The 15,474-nt window shown below is 63.6% G+C and carries 16 protein-coding genes and 3 tRNA genes; 5 read left to right on the top strand and 14 right to left on the bottom strand.

The window, feature by feature from the left end; translation table 11 throughout:
- Nucleotides 1–95: 95 nt before the first annotated feature.
- A complete protein-coding gene (locus IGX34_RS11525; RefSeq protein WP_192555875.1) occupies nt 96–614 on the bottom strand; it encodes a lipocalin-like domain-containing protein in 519 nt (172 codons plus the stop codon).
- A gap of 109 nt (nt 615–723) precedes the next feature.
- On the opposite strand from IGX34_RS11525, the gene IGX34_RS11520 reads away from it, so the two are divergent.
- Nucleotides 724–1,578: a LysR family transcriptional regulator gene (locus IGX34_RS11520; RefSeq protein ID WP_192555874.1), complete on the top strand. Its 855-nt coding sequence runs from the start codon at nt 724–726 to the stop codon at nt 1,576–1,578.
- Here the strand turns inward: IGX34_RS11520 and IGX34_RS11515 are convergent, their stop codons facing one another.
- Nucleotides 1,579–2,151 (bottom strand): NADPH-dependent FMN reductase, encoded by a 573-nt coding sequence (locus IGX34_RS11515; RefSeq protein WP_274380826.1) that lies wholly within the window; start codon nt 2,149–2,151, stop codon nt 1,579–1,581.
- Nucleotides 2,152–2,215: 64 nt separating this feature from the next.
- Between IGX34_RS11515 and IGX34_RS11510 the strand changes: the two genes are divergently transcribed.
- Nucleotides 2,216–2,686 (top strand): MarR family winged helix-turn-helix transcriptional regulator, encoded by a 471-nt coding sequence (locus tag IGX34_RS11510; RefSeq protein ID WP_192555872.1) that lies wholly within the window; start codon nt 2,216–2,218, stop codon nt 2,684–2,686.
- Nucleotides 2,687–2,829: 143 nt separating this feature from the next.
- Nucleotides 2,830–3,321: a nuclear transport factor 2 family protein gene (locus tag IGX34_RS11505; RefSeq protein ID WP_225737399.1), complete on the top strand. Its 492-nt coding sequence runs from the start codon at nt 2,830–2,832 to the stop codon at nt 3,319–3,321.
- 81 nt (nt 3,322–3,402) lie between these two features.
- On the opposite strand, the gene IGX34_RS11500 is transcribed toward IGX34_RS11505, so the two are convergent.
- The 11 genes from IGX34_RS11500 to IGX34_RS11450 all read right to left on the bottom strand — a co-directional run bounded on the left by IGX34_RS11500 (nt 3,403) and on the right by IGX34_RS11450 (nt 12,332).
- A tRNA-Cys gene (locus tag IGX34_RS11500) sits at nt 3,403–3,476 on the bottom strand.
- An 80-nt stretch (nt 3,477–3,556) separates the two neighbouring features.
- Nucleotides 3,557–3,632, bottom strand: a tRNA-Gly gene (locus IGX34_RS11495).
- 147 nt (nt 3,633–3,779) lie between these two features.
- Nucleotides 3,780–3,855: transfer RNA gene (locus IGX34_RS11490), tRNA-Gly, on the bottom strand.
- A 37-nt stretch (nt 3,856–3,892) separates the two neighbouring features.
- Nucleotides 3,893–4,501 carry a CDP-diacylglycerol--glycerol-3-phosphate 3-phosphatidyltransferase gene (gene pgsA / locus IGX34_RS11485; protein WP_192555871.1) on the bottom strand — a complete coding sequence of 203 codons (609 nt, stop codon included), beginning with the start codon at nt 4,499–4,501 and terminating at the stop codon, nt 3,893–3,895.
- 129 nt (nt 4,502–4,630) lie between these two features.
- Complete coding sequence (uvrC, locus tag IGX34_RS11480) at nt 4,631–6,457, bottom strand: excinuclease ABC subunit UvrC (RefSeq protein WP_192555870.1); 1,827 nt, start codon at nt 6,455–6,457, stop codon at nt 4,631–4,633.
- A gap of 65 nt (nt 6,458–6,522) precedes the next feature.
- On the bottom strand, nt 6,523–6,990 hold the full coding sequence (locus IGX34_RS11475) for an arsenate reductase/protein-tyrosine-phosphatase family protein (protein ID WP_192555869.1): 468 nt from the start codon (nt 6,988–6,990) through the stop codon (nt 6,523–6,525).
- Nucleotides 6,987–7,760, bottom strand: coding sequence for a 3-deoxy-manno-octulosonate cytidylyltransferase (gene kdsB / locus IGX34_RS11470; RefSeq protein ID WP_192555868.1), 774 nt, complete (start codon nt 7,758–7,760; stop codon nt 6,987–6,989). Before kdsB ends, IGX34_RS11475 begins: the two co-directional genes overlap by 4 nt.
- A gap of 157 nt (nt 7,761–7,917) precedes the next feature.
- The gene (gene aroA, locus IGX34_RS11465) at nt 7,918–9,225 is read right to left on the bottom strand and encodes a 3-phosphoshikimate 1-carboxyvinyltransferase (protein WP_192555867.1); all 1,308 of its coding nucleotides are present in this window, start codon (nt 9,223–9,225) and stop codon (nt 7,918–7,920) included.
- The gene (pheA, locus tag IGX34_RS11460) at nt 9,222–10,310 is read right to left on the bottom strand and encodes a prephenate dehydratase (protein ID WP_192555866.1); all 1,089 of its coding nucleotides are present in this window, start codon (nt 10,308–10,310) and stop codon (nt 9,222–9,224) included. The genes aroA and pheA overlap by 4 nt, the downstream gene beginning before the upstream one ends.
- Before the next feature lie 90 nt (nt 10,311–10,400).
- Complete coding sequence (gene serC / locus IGX34_RS11455) at nt 10,401–11,486, bottom strand: 3-phosphoserine/phosphohydroxythreonine transaminase (protein ID WP_192555865.1); 1,086 nt, start codon at nt 11,484–11,486, stop codon at nt 10,401–10,403.
- Between the two features lie 75 nt (nt 11,487–11,561).
- Nucleotides 11,562–12,332: an FHA domain-containing protein gene (locus tag IGX34_RS11450; RefSeq protein ID WP_192555864.1), complete on the bottom strand. Its 771-nt coding sequence runs from the start codon at nt 12,330–12,332 to the stop codon at nt 11,562–11,564.
- Between the two features lie 101 nt (nt 12,333–12,433).
- Between IGX34_RS11450 and IGX34_RS11445 the strand changes: the two genes are divergently transcribed.
- Nucleotides 12,434–12,709, top strand: coding sequence for a polyhydroxyalkanoic acid system family protein (locus IGX34_RS11445; RefSeq protein WP_192555863.1), 276 nt, complete (start codon nt 12,434–12,436; stop codon nt 12,707–12,709).
- A gap of 79 nt (nt 12,710–12,788) precedes the next feature.
- Nucleotides 12,789–13,007, top strand: coding sequence for a translation initiation factor IF-1 (infA, locus tag IGX34_RS11440; RefSeq protein WP_115476254.1), 219 nt, complete (start codon nt 12,789–12,791; stop codon nt 13,005–13,007).
- 89 nt (nt 13,008–13,096) lie between these two features.
- Here the strand turns inward: infA and clpA are convergent, their stop codons facing one another.
- Nucleotides 13,097–15,367: an ATP-dependent Clp protease ATP-binding subunit ClpA gene (clpA, locus tag IGX34_RS11435; RefSeq protein ID WP_192555862.1), complete on the bottom strand. Its 2,271-nt coding sequence runs from the start codon at nt 15,365–15,367 to the stop codon at nt 13,097–13,099.
- Nucleotides 15,368–15,474 lie beyond the last annotated feature (107 nt).

The raw sequence follows: 15,474 nt of genomic DNA, 5'->3' as shown, positions 1-15,474 counted from the left end.
ATTTTTGAAAAACCGCACCCGCACGCCTCTGCCCCATGTCCACGAAAGCGTGAGATTAGCGGTTTTGCCTTAGCGGATACTTTGCAGTGCGGCGCTCAGGGATCGCCCGAATGCAGCATCGGCTGCACCCGCCGCCATACCGAGACCGCCACCGTATCGCTGCCCGGCTGGGGCGGCACCTGGTAGCTCAGTTCGTCGCCGGATAGCTGGTAAGGACGTACTTGCACCGCGCCGTCCCAGCGCAGGTTATAGGCCCGCTCGATGCGGAAAGTAACCGTGTGCGCCGACGTATCGAAGCTGACTTCGCCGTAGTGCGTGCTGGCGATCTCAGCCGGCTTGAACTCGTTTCGTCGCCCCTGCGCATCAACCGCATAGGTGGGCTGGTTGCTGCGGTAGATCTGCAACGAATAGCGGCCTTCGTGGTCAACCATCAACAAACCGCCGGGCGCAGGACCAAAGCCGAAGGTCTTGCTGCCATCCTGGTGCAGATCGTAGGCGGATTTCAGCACCCAGGTTCCCTCCAGCGAGGGCGTGCTGTCCGCAACCACCGCCTGGCTGAGAACAAAGGCGGCAAGCAAGGCGAAACCGGCATACAGGGCCGATAACCGAGACATGGCGGAACACCTGGTGGGAGCGGGGATGCAGCAAGCCTAGCCACCGGCCATATATTGGTAAATCGAATTACTATATATTTCAATCATTGCAAATTGACATGATAAGCCTATGAAAGCGCTGGACCTCGACGCCGTCAAAGCCTTCGTCTTCATCGCCGATCTGCAGAGCTTCACCCGCGCAGCGGAGGTATTGGATTCCACGCAATCGGCCATCAGCCTGAAAGTGCGGCGGCTAGAGACCCATCTTGGCCGGCGCCTGCTCGAACGCACGCCACGGCAGGTGCGGCTTTCGGCCGAAGGCGCCGTATTTCTCGAAGCAGCGCGCTCGCTGGTCGGCGCCCATGAGCGTGCGGTGTCCTCCTTCCAGGCCGAGCAACGCCGACTGACGATCGGCATCAGCCACCAACTCGTCGGCAGCGAACTGCCCAGCTTGCTGCGGCGTATGAACGAGCACGATCCGCAGCTCTTGATCGAAATGCGCGTGGCCGGCTCGCGCGAAGTGATGCAGGCCTATGACGAAGGTACGCTGGACGCGGCCCTGGTGCTGCAGCCGGAAAATCGCCGCGGCCAGGGCGACATCGTGTTCACCGAGAACTTCGCCTGGATCGGCGCCGCCCACTGGGAGCTGCGCCCGGGCCAGCCGCTACCGCTATCGACCCAGGGCGAGTCGTGCAGCATTCGCGCTGCCGCCGTGCGTGCGCTGGATCAGGTCGGCATCGCATGGACGGAAGTGTTTATCGGCAAAGGCGCCGCCGTGGTCGGCGCAGCGGCGGCAGCCGGCCTTGCGGTTGCCGTGCTTGCACGGCGCACCGCGCCCAGCGGCACCATCGATATCGGCCCGGCCATGGCGCTGCCGGCGCTGCCCAGCCAGGACGTGGTGCTGTATACCGCCTTGCGCGATCAACGCTCGCGCAACGCCATGCGCACGCTGGCTACGGCATTTAAGAGTCTTACCGGCGCCTGATCAGGCGGCCGCGGCGAGTTCGATCGCCAATTCGGCGAAAGCCTGTTTGATGCTGTCGACATGCACGGCCAGATCCTTCGCCGGATCGAGCGCCACGTGCTGCCGGATCACCTCCTCCGGCAGCGTCAATGCCGGCGCGGTAGCCACCATGCGCATCTTCAATCCGGCGCCCACTTGGCGCAGTTGCTCGGCGCACTTGGTGCCGCCATGGCCGCCATAGCTGATGATTGCCGCCGGCTTGCCGCGCCATTCCTGATAAAGATGATCGATCGCGTTCTTGAGCGGCGCCGGATAGCCCCAGTTGTACTGCGGCGTGACAAATACCACGGCATCGGCGCCAACGATCTTTTCGCTCCAGGCGCGCGTATGCGGCTGGACATACTGGCCGGCATGCGGAAGGCCCGGTTCGTCATCCATCGGCAGCGGCCAATCGGCGAGATCGAGCACTTCGCAAGCCAGTCCGCTGCAGGAGCGCCCTAGCGTGGCAATCCAATCGGCAATCAACAGGCTATTCCGCCCGGGGCGGATACTTCCCATGATCAACAACACGTTCGGCCTGGCGGCAGCGTCCATCGGGCAATCACCATTTGCATGTACCATACATGCAATATACCCAGCACCCGCCCGGAAGTAAAGCATGTACGATACACGCAATATCGATGAGCTAGCGGCCGCCCTGCTCGCCTTGATGAGCTGCATGAACAGCCCGCGCCAGGACGATGTGCTGTTGAAGGAAGCCGGTGTCGCGTTGGATCGCGCGCTGTTTCCCCTGCTGGTCGGGCTTAGCCGCAGCTCCGCGCTGGGCGTGGCGGAACTGGCCGAGTTGGTCGGGCGCGATGCATCGACGGTCAGCCGCCAGATCGCCAGGCTCGAAGAACTCGGCCTGGTAAAGCGCAAATCCAGCAAAGAAGATCTGCGCGTCAAAGCCGCTGCCATCACCAAGGCCGGCAGCCGCACCATCGAGGCCATCGTCCATGCACGCCGCCGATTGCTGGGGCAATTGCTGGAAGACTGGACGGAAGAGGATCGCCGCAACCTGCCCCGGCTGATGCAGAAGCTTGCCGATGCGATGCGGGAAGCCCGCACAACCATCGACCAAGACGCTTAGCCCTGCATCGAAACGCTCAAGATCGAAACCGCACTGCAACCGGCGGCCATCCGCGCGTATCAATACGCAAAGCCAGGCGATCCGATCGCACGTTCGCCTGCTCAATAACGCGGACATGGACTTGACCTATGAGGAGCATCGGCATGGCATCAGCACGAATTCATTCTTGGAGCACCGCGGCCTGCTGGCTGGCGGTCATGGCCAGCGCATTCCTTGCGACGTCGGCTTTTGCGGCTGATGACGACGCGGCATTGACGCGTACCGTCTCGGCGCTGGATACGCAGGTTTTCGACGCCTACAACCGTTGCGACATGGAGAAGTTCAGCACGTTCTTCGCGCCGGACGTGGAGTTCTATCACGACAAAGGCGGCGTGACCAAGGACCGCCAGACGTTGGTGGACACCACTCGCAGAAACATTTGCCACAAACTGCGCCGCGAACTCGTGGCGGGCACGCTCGAGATTTATCCGATCAAGGATTACGGCGCCATTGAGGAAGGCGTGCATCGCTTCTGCGAGCTCGACACCGGCAAGTGCGATGGCATCGCCAAATTCCTGATGATCTGGCAGAACAAGGGCGGAACCTGGCAGTTGACCCGGATAGTCAGCTACGCACATCGCCCCATCCCGCAATGAATACGTGCACGCCGCGCATGGCAGATGCTCTGCACCGGCAAAGAAAAAAGCGCCCTTGAGGCGCTTTTTTTGTATTCGCATTGGAGGCCAGGGTCGGAATCGAACCGGCGTACACGGCTTTGCAGGCCGCTGCATGACCACTCTGCCACCTGGCCAATGCGCCGAACCGCGACATGTTGCATCGAGGCTCGCCTTAAAAAACAAAACCCCGGCTCACCGAGGTTTTGCATGAAACTGGAGCGGGAAACGAGACTCGAACTCGCGACCCCGACCTTGGCAAGGTCGTGCTCTACCAACTGAGCTATTCCCGCATCGGAGCGTGCAACTATAGCAGAATCCGCCTGGATGTGAATAGGCGGCCCCGCTTTTTTTCAGTAATTCAAGCAACTTGCCGCACATGCTTGAAGTACAGATACAACAAGGCCCCGGGCTTTCACCTGGGGCCTGGTCTGGAAACTTGGAGCGGGAAACGAGACTCGAACTCGCGACCCCGACCTTGGCAAGGTCGTGCTCTACCAACTGAGCTATTCCCGCATCGGAGCCGCGCATTTTAGCGGCTGAAACGAAACCGTCAAGGGTTTTTATCCTGCTCGACCGGCAGCAACGGATCGTCGTGCAAGGCGGGCCATGCCGCGCGCAAGTAATACAGGCCGGACCAGATGGTGAGCACGCCGGCGATCACCAGCAGCCCCTCGCCGATGTGGTACAGGCGCAGCGCTTCGGCATCTTTTTCGTGCTGCAGGATCAGTACGATCAGGGCCACGATCTGCATGACGGTTTTCAGCTTGCCCAGGAACGCCACCCGCACCGTGGCGCGCATGCCGATCTCGGCCATCCATTCGCGCAAGGCCGAAATGCTGATCTCGCGTCCCACGATGATCGCCGAGGTCACCGCCATCACGATGCCGGGCCAGCCGCCGCGATGGGTTTCCACCAGCATGAACAGCGTGACCGCCACCATCAGCTTGTCCGCCACCGGATCGAGGAAGGCGCCGAACTTGGAAGCCATGTTGAGCCGGCGAGCCAGATAGCCATCGAGCCAGTCGGTGAGGGCGGCCAGGGCAAAAACTACGGCGGCGGTGAGGTTATGGCCGCGGAAGGGCCAGTAGAACACCAGCACCATGACCGGCAGCAGCGCTACGCGGAACAGCGTGAGCCAGGTCGGCAAATTGATGCGCATCGGTTCTTTCCGTTTTCCTCAGTGTCGCATGCCAGATGGAATGCATCGGATGTTTTTCGCAGAAGCGGCGCTCACCTTAACCGGTTCCCCGCGAGGGTGAGCAGCGGGGCGTGGGGCGAGTGTGCGAGCTTAGGCGTGAAGTGCGTCATAAATGCGTTCGGCCAGGCCGCGATCAATCCCCTTCACCTGCATCAGTTCTTCCACGCCGGCCGCTTCCACCCCGGCCAGTCCGCCAAAAGCCTTGAGCAGCGCAGTGCGCCGACGTGCACCCACTCCCTGGACCTCTTCCAGCACGCTGCGTTCACGCGCCTTCTCGCGCCGCTTGCGATGGCCGCTGATGGCGAAGCGATGGGATTCGTCGCGCACCGCCGCCACCAGATGCAAGGCTGGTGAACTAGGACCAGGATGAATTTCCCGCTGGGAACCGGCCAGGATCAGGGTTTCCTCGCCGGCGCGTCGCCCCGGCCCCTTGGCCACACCGACCACTTCGATGCCGGTCACCCCCAGCTCGGCCAGCACATCCAGGGCCTGGGCCACCTGCCCGCTGCCGCCATCGATCAGCAGCACGTCGGGGCGGACGCCCTCGCCCTCGGCCACCTTGCGGAAGCGCCGGGTAAGCGCCTGATGCATGGCGGCATAGTCGTCGCCCGGCGTAATGCCAGCGATATTGAAGCGGCGGTAGTGCGACTTCTCCGGACCTTCCGGCCCGAACACCACGCATGAGGCCACGGTCGCCTCGCCGCGCGTATGGCTGATATCGAAGCACTCGATACGCCGCGGCGGCTCGTCCAGGCCGAGCAGGTTCTGCAGATCTTCGAACCGCGTGCCCAGCGTTTGCCGGCTGGCAATGCGCGAGGTCAGCGATGCCTGCGCATTGCGCTCGGCCATCTGCAGGAACTGCGCGCGATCGCCGCGTACGCGCGTCTTGATCTCCACCGCGTGGCCGCACTGTTGCGCCAGCATCTCGCTCAGCAACTGTTCGTCGGCAATCGCCTCGCCGAGGATGATCTCGCGCGGCACCGGGCGATCCAGGTAGTACTGGGCGATGAACTGCGCCAGCACGTCGGCCGGCTCAGCATCCAGCGGCAGGCGCGGATAGAAATCGCGCGTGCCCAGGCTGATGCCATTGCGGAAGAACAAGACGCTGACGCAGGCAATGCCGGATTCGATCCGGCATGCGATCACATCCATATCCGCCGTCGCGCCCTGTACATGGTTCTGCGCGTGCAGCTTGCGCAAGGCCGCCACCTGGTCGCGCAAGGCGGCCGCGCGTTCGAAGTTCAAGGCGGCGCTGGCCTGCTCCATCGTGGCGACCAGCTCATCGATCACCGCACTGCTGCGGCCGTCGAGGAACATCTCCACGTGGCGTACGTCACTGCGATAGTCCTCGGGACTGATCAGGCCCACGCACGGCCCCGTGCAGCGGCCGATCTGATATTGCAGGCACGGCCGCGAGCGGTTGCGGAAATAGCTGTCCTCGCACTGGCGCACCTTGAACAGTTTCTGCATCAGGTTGAGGCTTTCGCGTACCGAAAAAGCACTGGGAAACGGACCGAAATAACGCCCCGGCTGATTGCGCGCACCACGGTGGAATGCCAGTCGCGGGTATTCCTCGGCACCGGAGAGATACACGTACGGATAGCTTTTGTCGTCACGCAGCAGAATGTTGTAGCGCGGCTTGAGCGCCTTGATCAGCTGCGATTCGAGTAACAGCGCCTCGGCCTCGGTGCGCGTGACGGTGATCTCGCAGCGCGCGATCTGCGCCACCATCGCGGCAATGCGCGGCTCCATGCGCGGCTTGAGGAAATAGCTACCGACACGCTTCTTGAGGCTGCTGGCCTTGCCCACGTAAAGCAGTTCGCCGTCTTCGTTGAAATACCGATAGACGCCGGGGGACGTGGTGAGCGTGCTGACAAAGGCCTTGCCGTCAAAGGCCTGGGAGGAAGCGGGCTGCATCCGGCGATTTTAGCCGGTTTGAGGTAACGGCCGCGCGTGTAGCGGTGGGCCGGACATGGCGGTATTTAGTTGACTCGCAAGCGCTCGATCAGCCCGCGCACGCCTTGCTCGGCCAGCACGATCGACTGCACGAAGCCGGTCAGTTCCCCATAGTAAGGATCGGGAAATTCGTGCGGCGGCTCCAGTCGCACCCATTCCAGGAACAAGGCGGCGCGCTTGCCGGGTTCGGGGGCGACGATGCGGCGCATTTCGCGCAGGTTGTCGCTATCCATCGCCAGCAGCAGGTCGTAGCGCTCGAAATCGGCCGTGCAAAGCTGGCGGGCGCGATGATTGCCGAGTTCGTAGCCGGCACCGGCCGCGGCCGCGCGCATGCGCGGATCAGCCTGCTCGCCGGCATGCCAGCCGCCGGTACCGCACGAGGCAACTTCAACCTTCACGCCGCTTTCGGCCAAACGCTTGCGCGCCACGGCCTCGACCAGGGGCGAGCGGCAGATGTTGCCCAAGCACACGAACAAAATGCTGCTGACATTCACGACTGGCTACCTAACCATCCTTCGGCGCGCTGGATATCAGCTTCGGTATCGATGCCCGGCGGAAACGGCTCGGGGGTCAGGCGCACGGCGATAGCATAGCCGCATTCCAGCACACGCAACTGTTCCAGCGATTCGGCTTGCTCCAGCGGTGTGCGTGCCAGCCTGGCGTATTGCTGCAGAAAGCCGGCGCGGTAGGCGTAGATGCCGATATGCCGCAAAAACGGCAGATCGCTCGGCAGCACGTCGCGACTGGCGGCGAAGGCATCGCGCGCCCACGGCAGCGGCGCCCGGCTGAAATACAGGGCGCGGCCGTTGGCGGCACGCACCAGTTTCACCACGTTCGGATCGAACAATTCATGCGCATCGCCGATCGGCGTGGCCAAGGTCGCCATCGGCGCATCGTCTTCAGCCAAGGCCAGCGCCACTTCACAGATGCCCGTAGCCGGCGCGAACGGCTCGTCGCCCTGCAGATTCACCACAATGGCATCGTCGGCCCAGCCGTAATGGGCGGCGCATTCGGCCAGGCGGTCGCTGCCGGAGGCGTGATCGGCGCGGGTCATGCAGACCTCCACGCCCTGCCCCGACAAGGCCGCCGCGATGCGCGAATCGTCCGTGGCCACCACCACTTGCGCCGCCCCCGCTTGCAGCGCGCGCTGCGCCACGCGTACCACCATGGGCACGCCGCCAATCTCGCGCAGCGGCTTGCCCGGCAGGCGGGTCGATCCGTAGCGGGCGGGAATGGCAACGATGAAAGGTGGCATGGACGGCATCGGAAAACCCTGGCTTACGCGCGCTCGCCGGCAACAGGCCGATCTGGCAGTGCTGCCGATTGTTGCGGAGTGGCCGGGAAAATGAAAACGGCGCAGGCCCGAGCGGCAGCGCCTTGATATGCAGCCCGGCGGCGGTCGCCGGGCTGGCTGAAGCGCCTCAGCGCAAGGCAAATCCGCAGCTGTTGGCCAATTCGATAAAGCCGGGGAACGAGGTGGCGACATTGGCGCAATCGCGAATCGTCACCGCGCCTTTGGCTACCAGGCCGGCCACCGTGAAACTCATCGCGATGCGATGGTCGCCATGGCTGTCCACCGTACCGGAACCGATCGCACCGCCATCGATGATGGCGCCATCCGGCGTTTCCTCGATGCGTACGCCCAGCGCGCGCATGCCCGCGGCCATGCTGGCGATGCGGTCCGACTCTTTCACGCGCAGTTCGGCCGCGCCGCGTACTACCGTGCGTCCCTGCGCCACGGATGCGGCGATAAACAAGGCCGGGAATTCATCGATCATGTCCGGCACCAAGGCTTCCGGCAGCTCCACGCCATGCAGCGGCGCATGACGGATGACCAGATCGCCGATCGCCTCTCCGCCGCTTTCGGCCTGATTTTCGATGCGAATGTCCGCGCCCATCAGGCGCAAGGCTTCCAGCAAGCCGGTGCGGCGCGGATTGAGGCCTACCGCCGGCAAGCGCAGCATCGAACCGGGCACGATGCTGGCTGCCACCAGGAAAAAGGCAGCCGAGGAAAAATCGGCCGGCACCACTACATCCGTAGCCTGCAGGCGATGGCCGCCTTCGAGTTTTGCATAGCCCGGCGAAAAATCGATCGGCCAGCCGAAGGCGGCAAGCATGCGCTCGGTGTAGTCGCGCGTGGGATGCGGCTCGATCACTTCGGTGCTGCCCGTCGCATACAAACCGGCGAGCAGCAGCGCGGACTTCACCTGCGCGCTGGCCACCGGCAGTTCGTAGCGAATGCCATGCAAGGCGCGGCCGCCACGCACGCGCAGCGGCGGCAGGCCGTCCTGGCTATCGATCTGCGCGCCCATGCCGGCCAGCGGATCGGTCACGCGGCGCATCGGGCGCTTGGAGAGCGACTCGTCGCCCACCAGCGTGCTGTCGAAGGATTGCCCCGCCAGCAGACCGGTCAGCAGGCGCATGCCGGTGCCGGCATTGCCGCAATCGAGCGGCTGGCTGGAGCCGCGCAGACCATGCAGGCCGACTCCGCGCACGATGCGTTCGCCAGGCGTCGGCGCCTCGATCGATACGCCCAGCTGGGCCAGCACCGCCGCAGTGGCGCGGGTGTCCTCCCCCTCCAGAAAACCGCGGATATGCGAGGTGCCTTCGGCAATCGCCGACAGCATCATCGAGCGATGCGACACCGATTTGTCGCCCGGCACCACCACATCGCCGTGCAGGGACGCCACCGGCCCGCTGGTCCAATCCAGACGCTGCACTCCGCTCATGGCAAGGCCACCGGGTAGGAACCGAGCACACGCACTTGCGTGGCCACCGGGCCCATGTCCTTGAGCGCGTCTTGCAGCGACGCATCGTCGATATGGCCGGAGACGTCGATAAAGAAGGCGTATTGCCATTTGCCGGTATGCGCCGGTCGCGATTCGATGCGGTTCATGCTCACGCCGTGTTTGGCGAACGGGCTCAGCACGTCATAGAGTGCGCCCGGCTTGTCGTTGACGGTAATCAGCAGCGACGTGCGATCGTTGCCCGAGGCGGGAAACAGCGAGCGGCCGATCACCAGAAAGCGGGTGGTGTTGTCGGCGCGGTCCTCGATCGCTCCGGCCACCATTTTCAGGCCGTAGATCTTGCCGGCGGTTTCGCCCGCGATCGCCGCGGCGTCATCCGCGTGGCGCGCCAGGCGTGCGCCCTCGGCATTGCTGTGTACGGCAATGCATTCGGCATCCGGCAAATTCACGCGCAGCCAGGTCTTGCACTGCTGCAGCGATTGCGCGTGCCCGTAGACACGCCGGATGCCGGCCAGCGACTCGCGCTGCGACAACAGGCACTGGTGCACGCGCAGCTCCACTTCGCCACAGATGCGTGCTTCGGAGGTGAGGAACATGTCCAGCGTGACCTGGATCATGCCCTGTCCGGAATTTTCCACCGGCACGATGCCGAAATCCGCGTGGCCGGCTGCGACCTCCTGGAACACCTCTTCGATGCTGCCCAGCGGCAGGCCATAGGCGGCATGCCCGAAGTGCTTGCGCACGGCCTGCTCGCTGAAGGTGCCCTCGGGGCCGAGATAGCCGACCTTGAGCGGATCCTCCTGGGCCAGGCAGGAAGACATGATTTCGCGGAACAAACGCACCATCTCAGCATCGGAGAGCGGGCCGTGGTTGCGATCCACCACCATGCGAAGCACATGCGCTTCGCGTTCAGGGCGGTAATAGTCGATGGCGGAAAGGCCTTCGCCTTTGACGCGAGCCACTTCGCGCGCCCAGTTTGCCCGTTCGGAGATCAGTTCCTGGATCTGCCGGTCGATGCTGTCGATGCGTTCGCGCACCTGCCCCAGCGATGGCTTGGGATCGTTCATGCGTTGGATGTCCAGGCGTAAAGATGTCCGAATCGAAGGCACATAGTGCCCGAAACCCGGCAGAATGTCCGTATCCGGCGCAGCGGCAGATCAGCCATGCCGGCGGCTGAAGTCATGCATGAAAGCAACCAGCGCCTGCACGGCTTCGACGGGTACGGCGTTGTACAGCGACGCACGCATGCCGCCGAGTGCCTTGTGCCCTTTCAGCGCCAGCAGGCCCGCCGCTTCCGATTCCTGCAGAAAGGCGGCATCGAGCGCGCTGTCATGCAAGGTGAAAGGCACATTCATGCGCGAGCGCACCGGCACATCGATGGGATTGCGATAAAAGCCGCCCGACCCATCGATCGTTGCATAGAGCAGTTCGGCCTTCTGGCGATTGCGCTCGGCCATGGCGCCGAGGCCGCCGTTGTCCTTCAGCCACTGAAAGGTCAGGCCGGCCAGATACCAGCCCCAGGTATTGGGCGTGTTGAGCATGGAATCGTGGGTGGCGTGCTCGGCATAGCGGAATATCTTGGCCATCTTGCGCCCTGGCCGCGCCAGCAGATCGCGGCGCACGATCATCAGCACCAGGCCCGAAGGCCCGATATTTTTCTGCGCGCCGGCATAGATCAGGCCGTAGCGGCTGACCTCGACCGGGCCGGACAGAATGTCCGACGACATATCGGCCACCAGCGGCACGTCGCCCACGTCGGGAACATCGTGGAACTCCACGCCATGGATCGTTTCGTTGGTGGCGATATGGACGTAGGCCGCCGTCGGATCGAGCTGCCAGCTATCGCGGGCGGGCATGCGCAGGTAGTCATAGGCCTTGCTGCTTGCAGCCACGTTCACGCGCACATAGGGCGCCGCTTCGTTGGCTGCCTTTTCGCTCCAGTGACCGGTAACGATGTAGTCGGCGCTATCGCCTTCGGCCGCCAGATTCATCGGGATCTGCGCAAAGTGCTGGGTTGCCCCGCCCTGCTCGAACAGCACCGCGTAATCGGCAGGGATGCCCATCAGCTCGCGCAGATCGGCTTCGACCTGCTCGGCCATGGCGATAAAGCGCTTGCCGCGATGGGACTGCTCCATCACCGAGGCACCACTGCCATTCCAGTCCAGCAGCTCGCGCTGCGCGCGTTCGAGCACCGGCAGCGGCAGCGCCGCCGGACCTGCACTGAAATTCCATAACCTGCTCACGCATCGATTCCCGTCATGAATGATCGATGCATTATGCCGCACCGCAGCAACGCGCCGTCAACGGGATGTGCGCAATCAGGAGTGCATCAGCAACATCAGGGCAATCCCCAAGGCCAGCACGGCCGCCGTGGCGATCAGCCACCACACCTCGCCACGCGGGCCGGCGGTGTCTTCCGGCAACGACTCGGGCGGCGGCTCGGGCATCACGATTTCCGGCTCGGGTTCCAGTCCCGGGGCGTCGATCAGGAAACGGTGCATGCCGATGCCGATCTGGTCACCGGGCAGCAGTACCGTCTGCGTCACCGTGGCGCCGTTGACCCGGACCGGATAGCGGGATTCGGACGCCTGGCTGGTCTCCAGGCAGAGCCGCCCGTCGCGCCAGAAAATCAGCAAACTGGCGGCTTCGCCCTGCGGCAGATCCAGCGGCATCCGCCCGGACGGCCCCAGCTCCAGCCGCTCGTCCAAGCTCAGCACCTGGCCCGAAAGCGGACCTGCCACCGCACGCAAGGCGACCGTGCAACGCTCCCGCTCTGGCGTCTGCGGGCCTGCGCGCTCGGCAGGCGCTTCGTCCGCGCACAACAACATGCGGCAATCGCCTGCGCTCAATATATCGCCCGGCCGCAGGAGCGCCCGTTCGCGCACCGGCCGTGCATTGACGTAAATGCGGGTGGTATCCGGCAATACCTCCAGTACCCAGCCGCGGCGGTCAAGGCGTACCTGCAGATGATGCGGTGCAGCCTGGCTGGTCCCCAGGATCAGATCGTTGCCGGTATCGCTGCCGATGCGCAGCAGCGCCTGGTTCCATTGGAAACCTGTCCGAGTGGAATGGGGAAACTCAATGCGCATGTATGGCCCGACGGCGTGACGGCGCGACTCTAACAGATGCGTAGGAATTATCGTCAGTAATTACGCTTTATGATGTGCGGTTCACTCCCAAGAGCTTCGCCATGGCCAGCATCGATATCCGCCGCCCTCATCGCCTTTCCCCGTCCGACGCCCATGCCGTGATCGATCAGGTCGCCGCACGTATGCGCGAGAAGTTCGAGGTGAAGACGCAATGGCAGGGTGAAGTGCTGGCCTTCGAGCGCACCGGCATCAGCGGCAAGATTGCGATCGGCACCGATGAAATCCACGTGAGCGCCCAGCTCGGCATGCTGTTTTCCCCGCTCAAGGGCATGATCGAACAGGAAATCCGCCGGAAGCTGGACGAACACTTCGCCTGAATCTCCTTTGACCATGCGCCGATCCGTGGCATACTCGACGGCTTACGCGGCCATGGTGGCCCGCGCGAATCCGGAACGCATGGCCAAAGACGACGTCATTGAAATGGAAGGCACGGTGGTGGAAACCCTGCCCAACACCATGTTTCGCGTGCAGCTGGAAAACGGCCACATCGTGATCGCCCATATTTCGGGCCGCATGCGCAAGCACTACATCCGTATCCTTACGGGTGACAAGGTCAAGGTGGAAATGACGCCTTATGACCTGACCAAGGGTCGTATCACCTACCGTATGAAGTAATCCGGGCTTTCGGCGCAGCTACCCGCGCCGCCCATGAAAAAGCCGCGCATTGCGCGGCTTTTTCGTTACCTCGGTGACGAGGACCGGCCTCAGGACACCGTTGCCGGCATCGGCTCGGCGGCCTCGGTATCCACCTTCAGCTCGCCTTCCCGCACGCTGAGCAGGACCTTGCCGCCTTCGGCCAGCTTGCCGAACAGCAGTTCGTCGGCCAGCACCCGCTTCACCTTCTCCTGGATCACGCGGGCCATCGGACGAGCGCCCATCTGCGGATCGAAGCCGTGCTCGGCCAGCCAGCGGCGGGCGTCGGCATCGACGTCCAGGCTGACATGCTTCTCGCTCAGCTGCGATTCCAGCTCGATCAGGAACTTGTCGACCACGCGCAGGATGTGGTCGAAGTCCAGCGCATTGAACTGGATGATCGCGTCCAGGCGATTGCGGAACTCCGGCGTGAAGCTGCGGCGGATCACTTCCATCGCGTCCATCGAGTGGTTCTGCTTGACGAAGCCGATGCCACGGCGCGAGGCCTGCTGTGCCCCGGCATTGGTGGTCATCACCACGATCACGTTCTTGAAATTGGCTTCGCGACCGTTGGTATCGGTGAGCACGCCGCGGTCCATCACCTGCAGCAGGATGTTGAACACATCCGGATGCGCCTTCTCGATTTCGTCCAGCAGCAGCACGGCATGCGGATGCTTGGTAACCGCCTCGGTGAGCAAGCCGCCCTGGTCGAAACCGACATAGCCCGGAGGTGCGCCGACCAAGCGCGAGACCGAATGCGCTTCCATGTACTCGGACATGTCGAAGCGGATCATCTCGATACCCAGCTGCATCGCCAGCTGCTTGGTGACCTCGGTCTTGCCCACGCCGGTGGGACCGGCCAGCAGGAAACAGCCGATCGGCTTGGACGGATCGGCCAGGCCGGAGCGCGCCATCTTGATCGAAGCAGCCAGCGCTTCGATGGCCGGATCCTGACCGAACACCACCATCTTGAGGTTGCGTTCCAGGTTCTTCAGCACGTCGCGGTCGGAGGCCGAAACCTGCTTGGCCGGGATGCGCGCCATCTTGGCGACGATGTATTCCACTTCCGGCACATCGACCTTGCCTGTGCGTTGCTCGACCGGCAGCAGGCGCTGGCGGGCGCCGGCCTCGTCGATCACGTCGATGGCCTTGTCCGGCAGCAGGCGGTCCGGAATGTGCTTCACGGACAGATCCACCGCCGCCTTCAGCGCTTCCACCGTATAGGTGACACTGTGATGTTCTTCGAAGCGCGACCTCAGACCCTTCAGGATCTCGAAGCTCTCGGCCACGCTGGGTTCGACCACGTCGATCTTCTGGAAGCGGCGGGCCAGCGCGCGGTCTTTTTCGAAGATGCCGCGGAATTCCTGGAAGGTGGTCGAGCCGATGCAACGCAGCTCGCCCGAAGCCAGCATCGGCTTGATCAGGTTGCTGGCGTCCATGGTGCCGCCCGAAGCCGAGCCGGCGCCGATGATGGTGTGAATCTCATCGATAAAGAGAATGGCCCCGGGTTGCTTCTTGAGCTGGCCGATGACCGCCTTCAGGCGCTTCTCGAAATCGCCGCGATACTTGGTGCCGGCCACCAGCGCGCCCAGGTCCAGCGCCCAGATGGTGGCGCTTTCCAGCACCTCCGGCACCTCGCCGTCGACGATGCGCTTGGCCAGGCCTTCGGCCAGGGCCGTCTTGCCCACGCCGGCTTCGCCGACATAGAGCGGGTTGTTCTTGCGGCGACGGCAGAGCACCTGGATGGTGCGCTCGATCTCGTCCTGGCGGCCGATCAGCGGATCGATCTTGCCCTCGAGCGCCAGCTCATTGAGGTTGGAGGCGTATTCGCTGAGCGGATTGCCCTTGCTCTCGCCGCCTTCCTCGGCATCGCGATCGGCGCCGGACATGCCCGCGGACGGCTCGTCGCCGATCTTGGCGATGCCGTGCGAAATGTAGTTGACCACGTCCAGGCGGGTGATTTCCTGCTGGTGCAGGAAGTACACCGCATGCGAGTCCTTTTCGCCGAAGATCGCCACCAGCACATTGGCGCCGGTGACCTCTTTTCGACCGGAAGACTGCACGTGGTAGACCGCGCGCTGGAGCACGCGCTGGAAGCCCAGCGTGGGCTGGGTATCCCGCTCGTCACCCTGCGGCAGTACCGGCACGGTTTCGGCGATGATCTTTTCCAGTTCGTGGGTAAGTCGCGGAAGATCCGCGCCGCAGGCTCGCAGGGCGCCCAATGCCGACTGGTTCTCGGTGAGGGCGAGCAACAGGTGCTCGACCGTCATGAACTCATGGCGTTGTTCGCGGGCCTGCTTGTAGCACTGGCCGATGGTGACTTCGAGATCCTTGCTGAACATCCGGACCTTCTCCGCTGCGATGATGGGGCGGCTCTACCGCGTTGGATGCAAGATGGGGGCCAAAAACGCCTGATCAATACACTGCATAACGGCCGTCATGCAGAAAC

Origin of the sequence: Dyella acidiphila, assembly GCF_014863405.1 — a bacterium.
In the GTDB taxonomy this organism is placed as follows: Bacteria; Pseudomonadota; Gammaproteobacteria; order Xanthomonadales; family Rhodanobacteraceae; genus Dyella_B; species Dyella_B acidiphila.
This window is presented reverse-complemented; position numbering and strand designations above follow the sequence as displayed.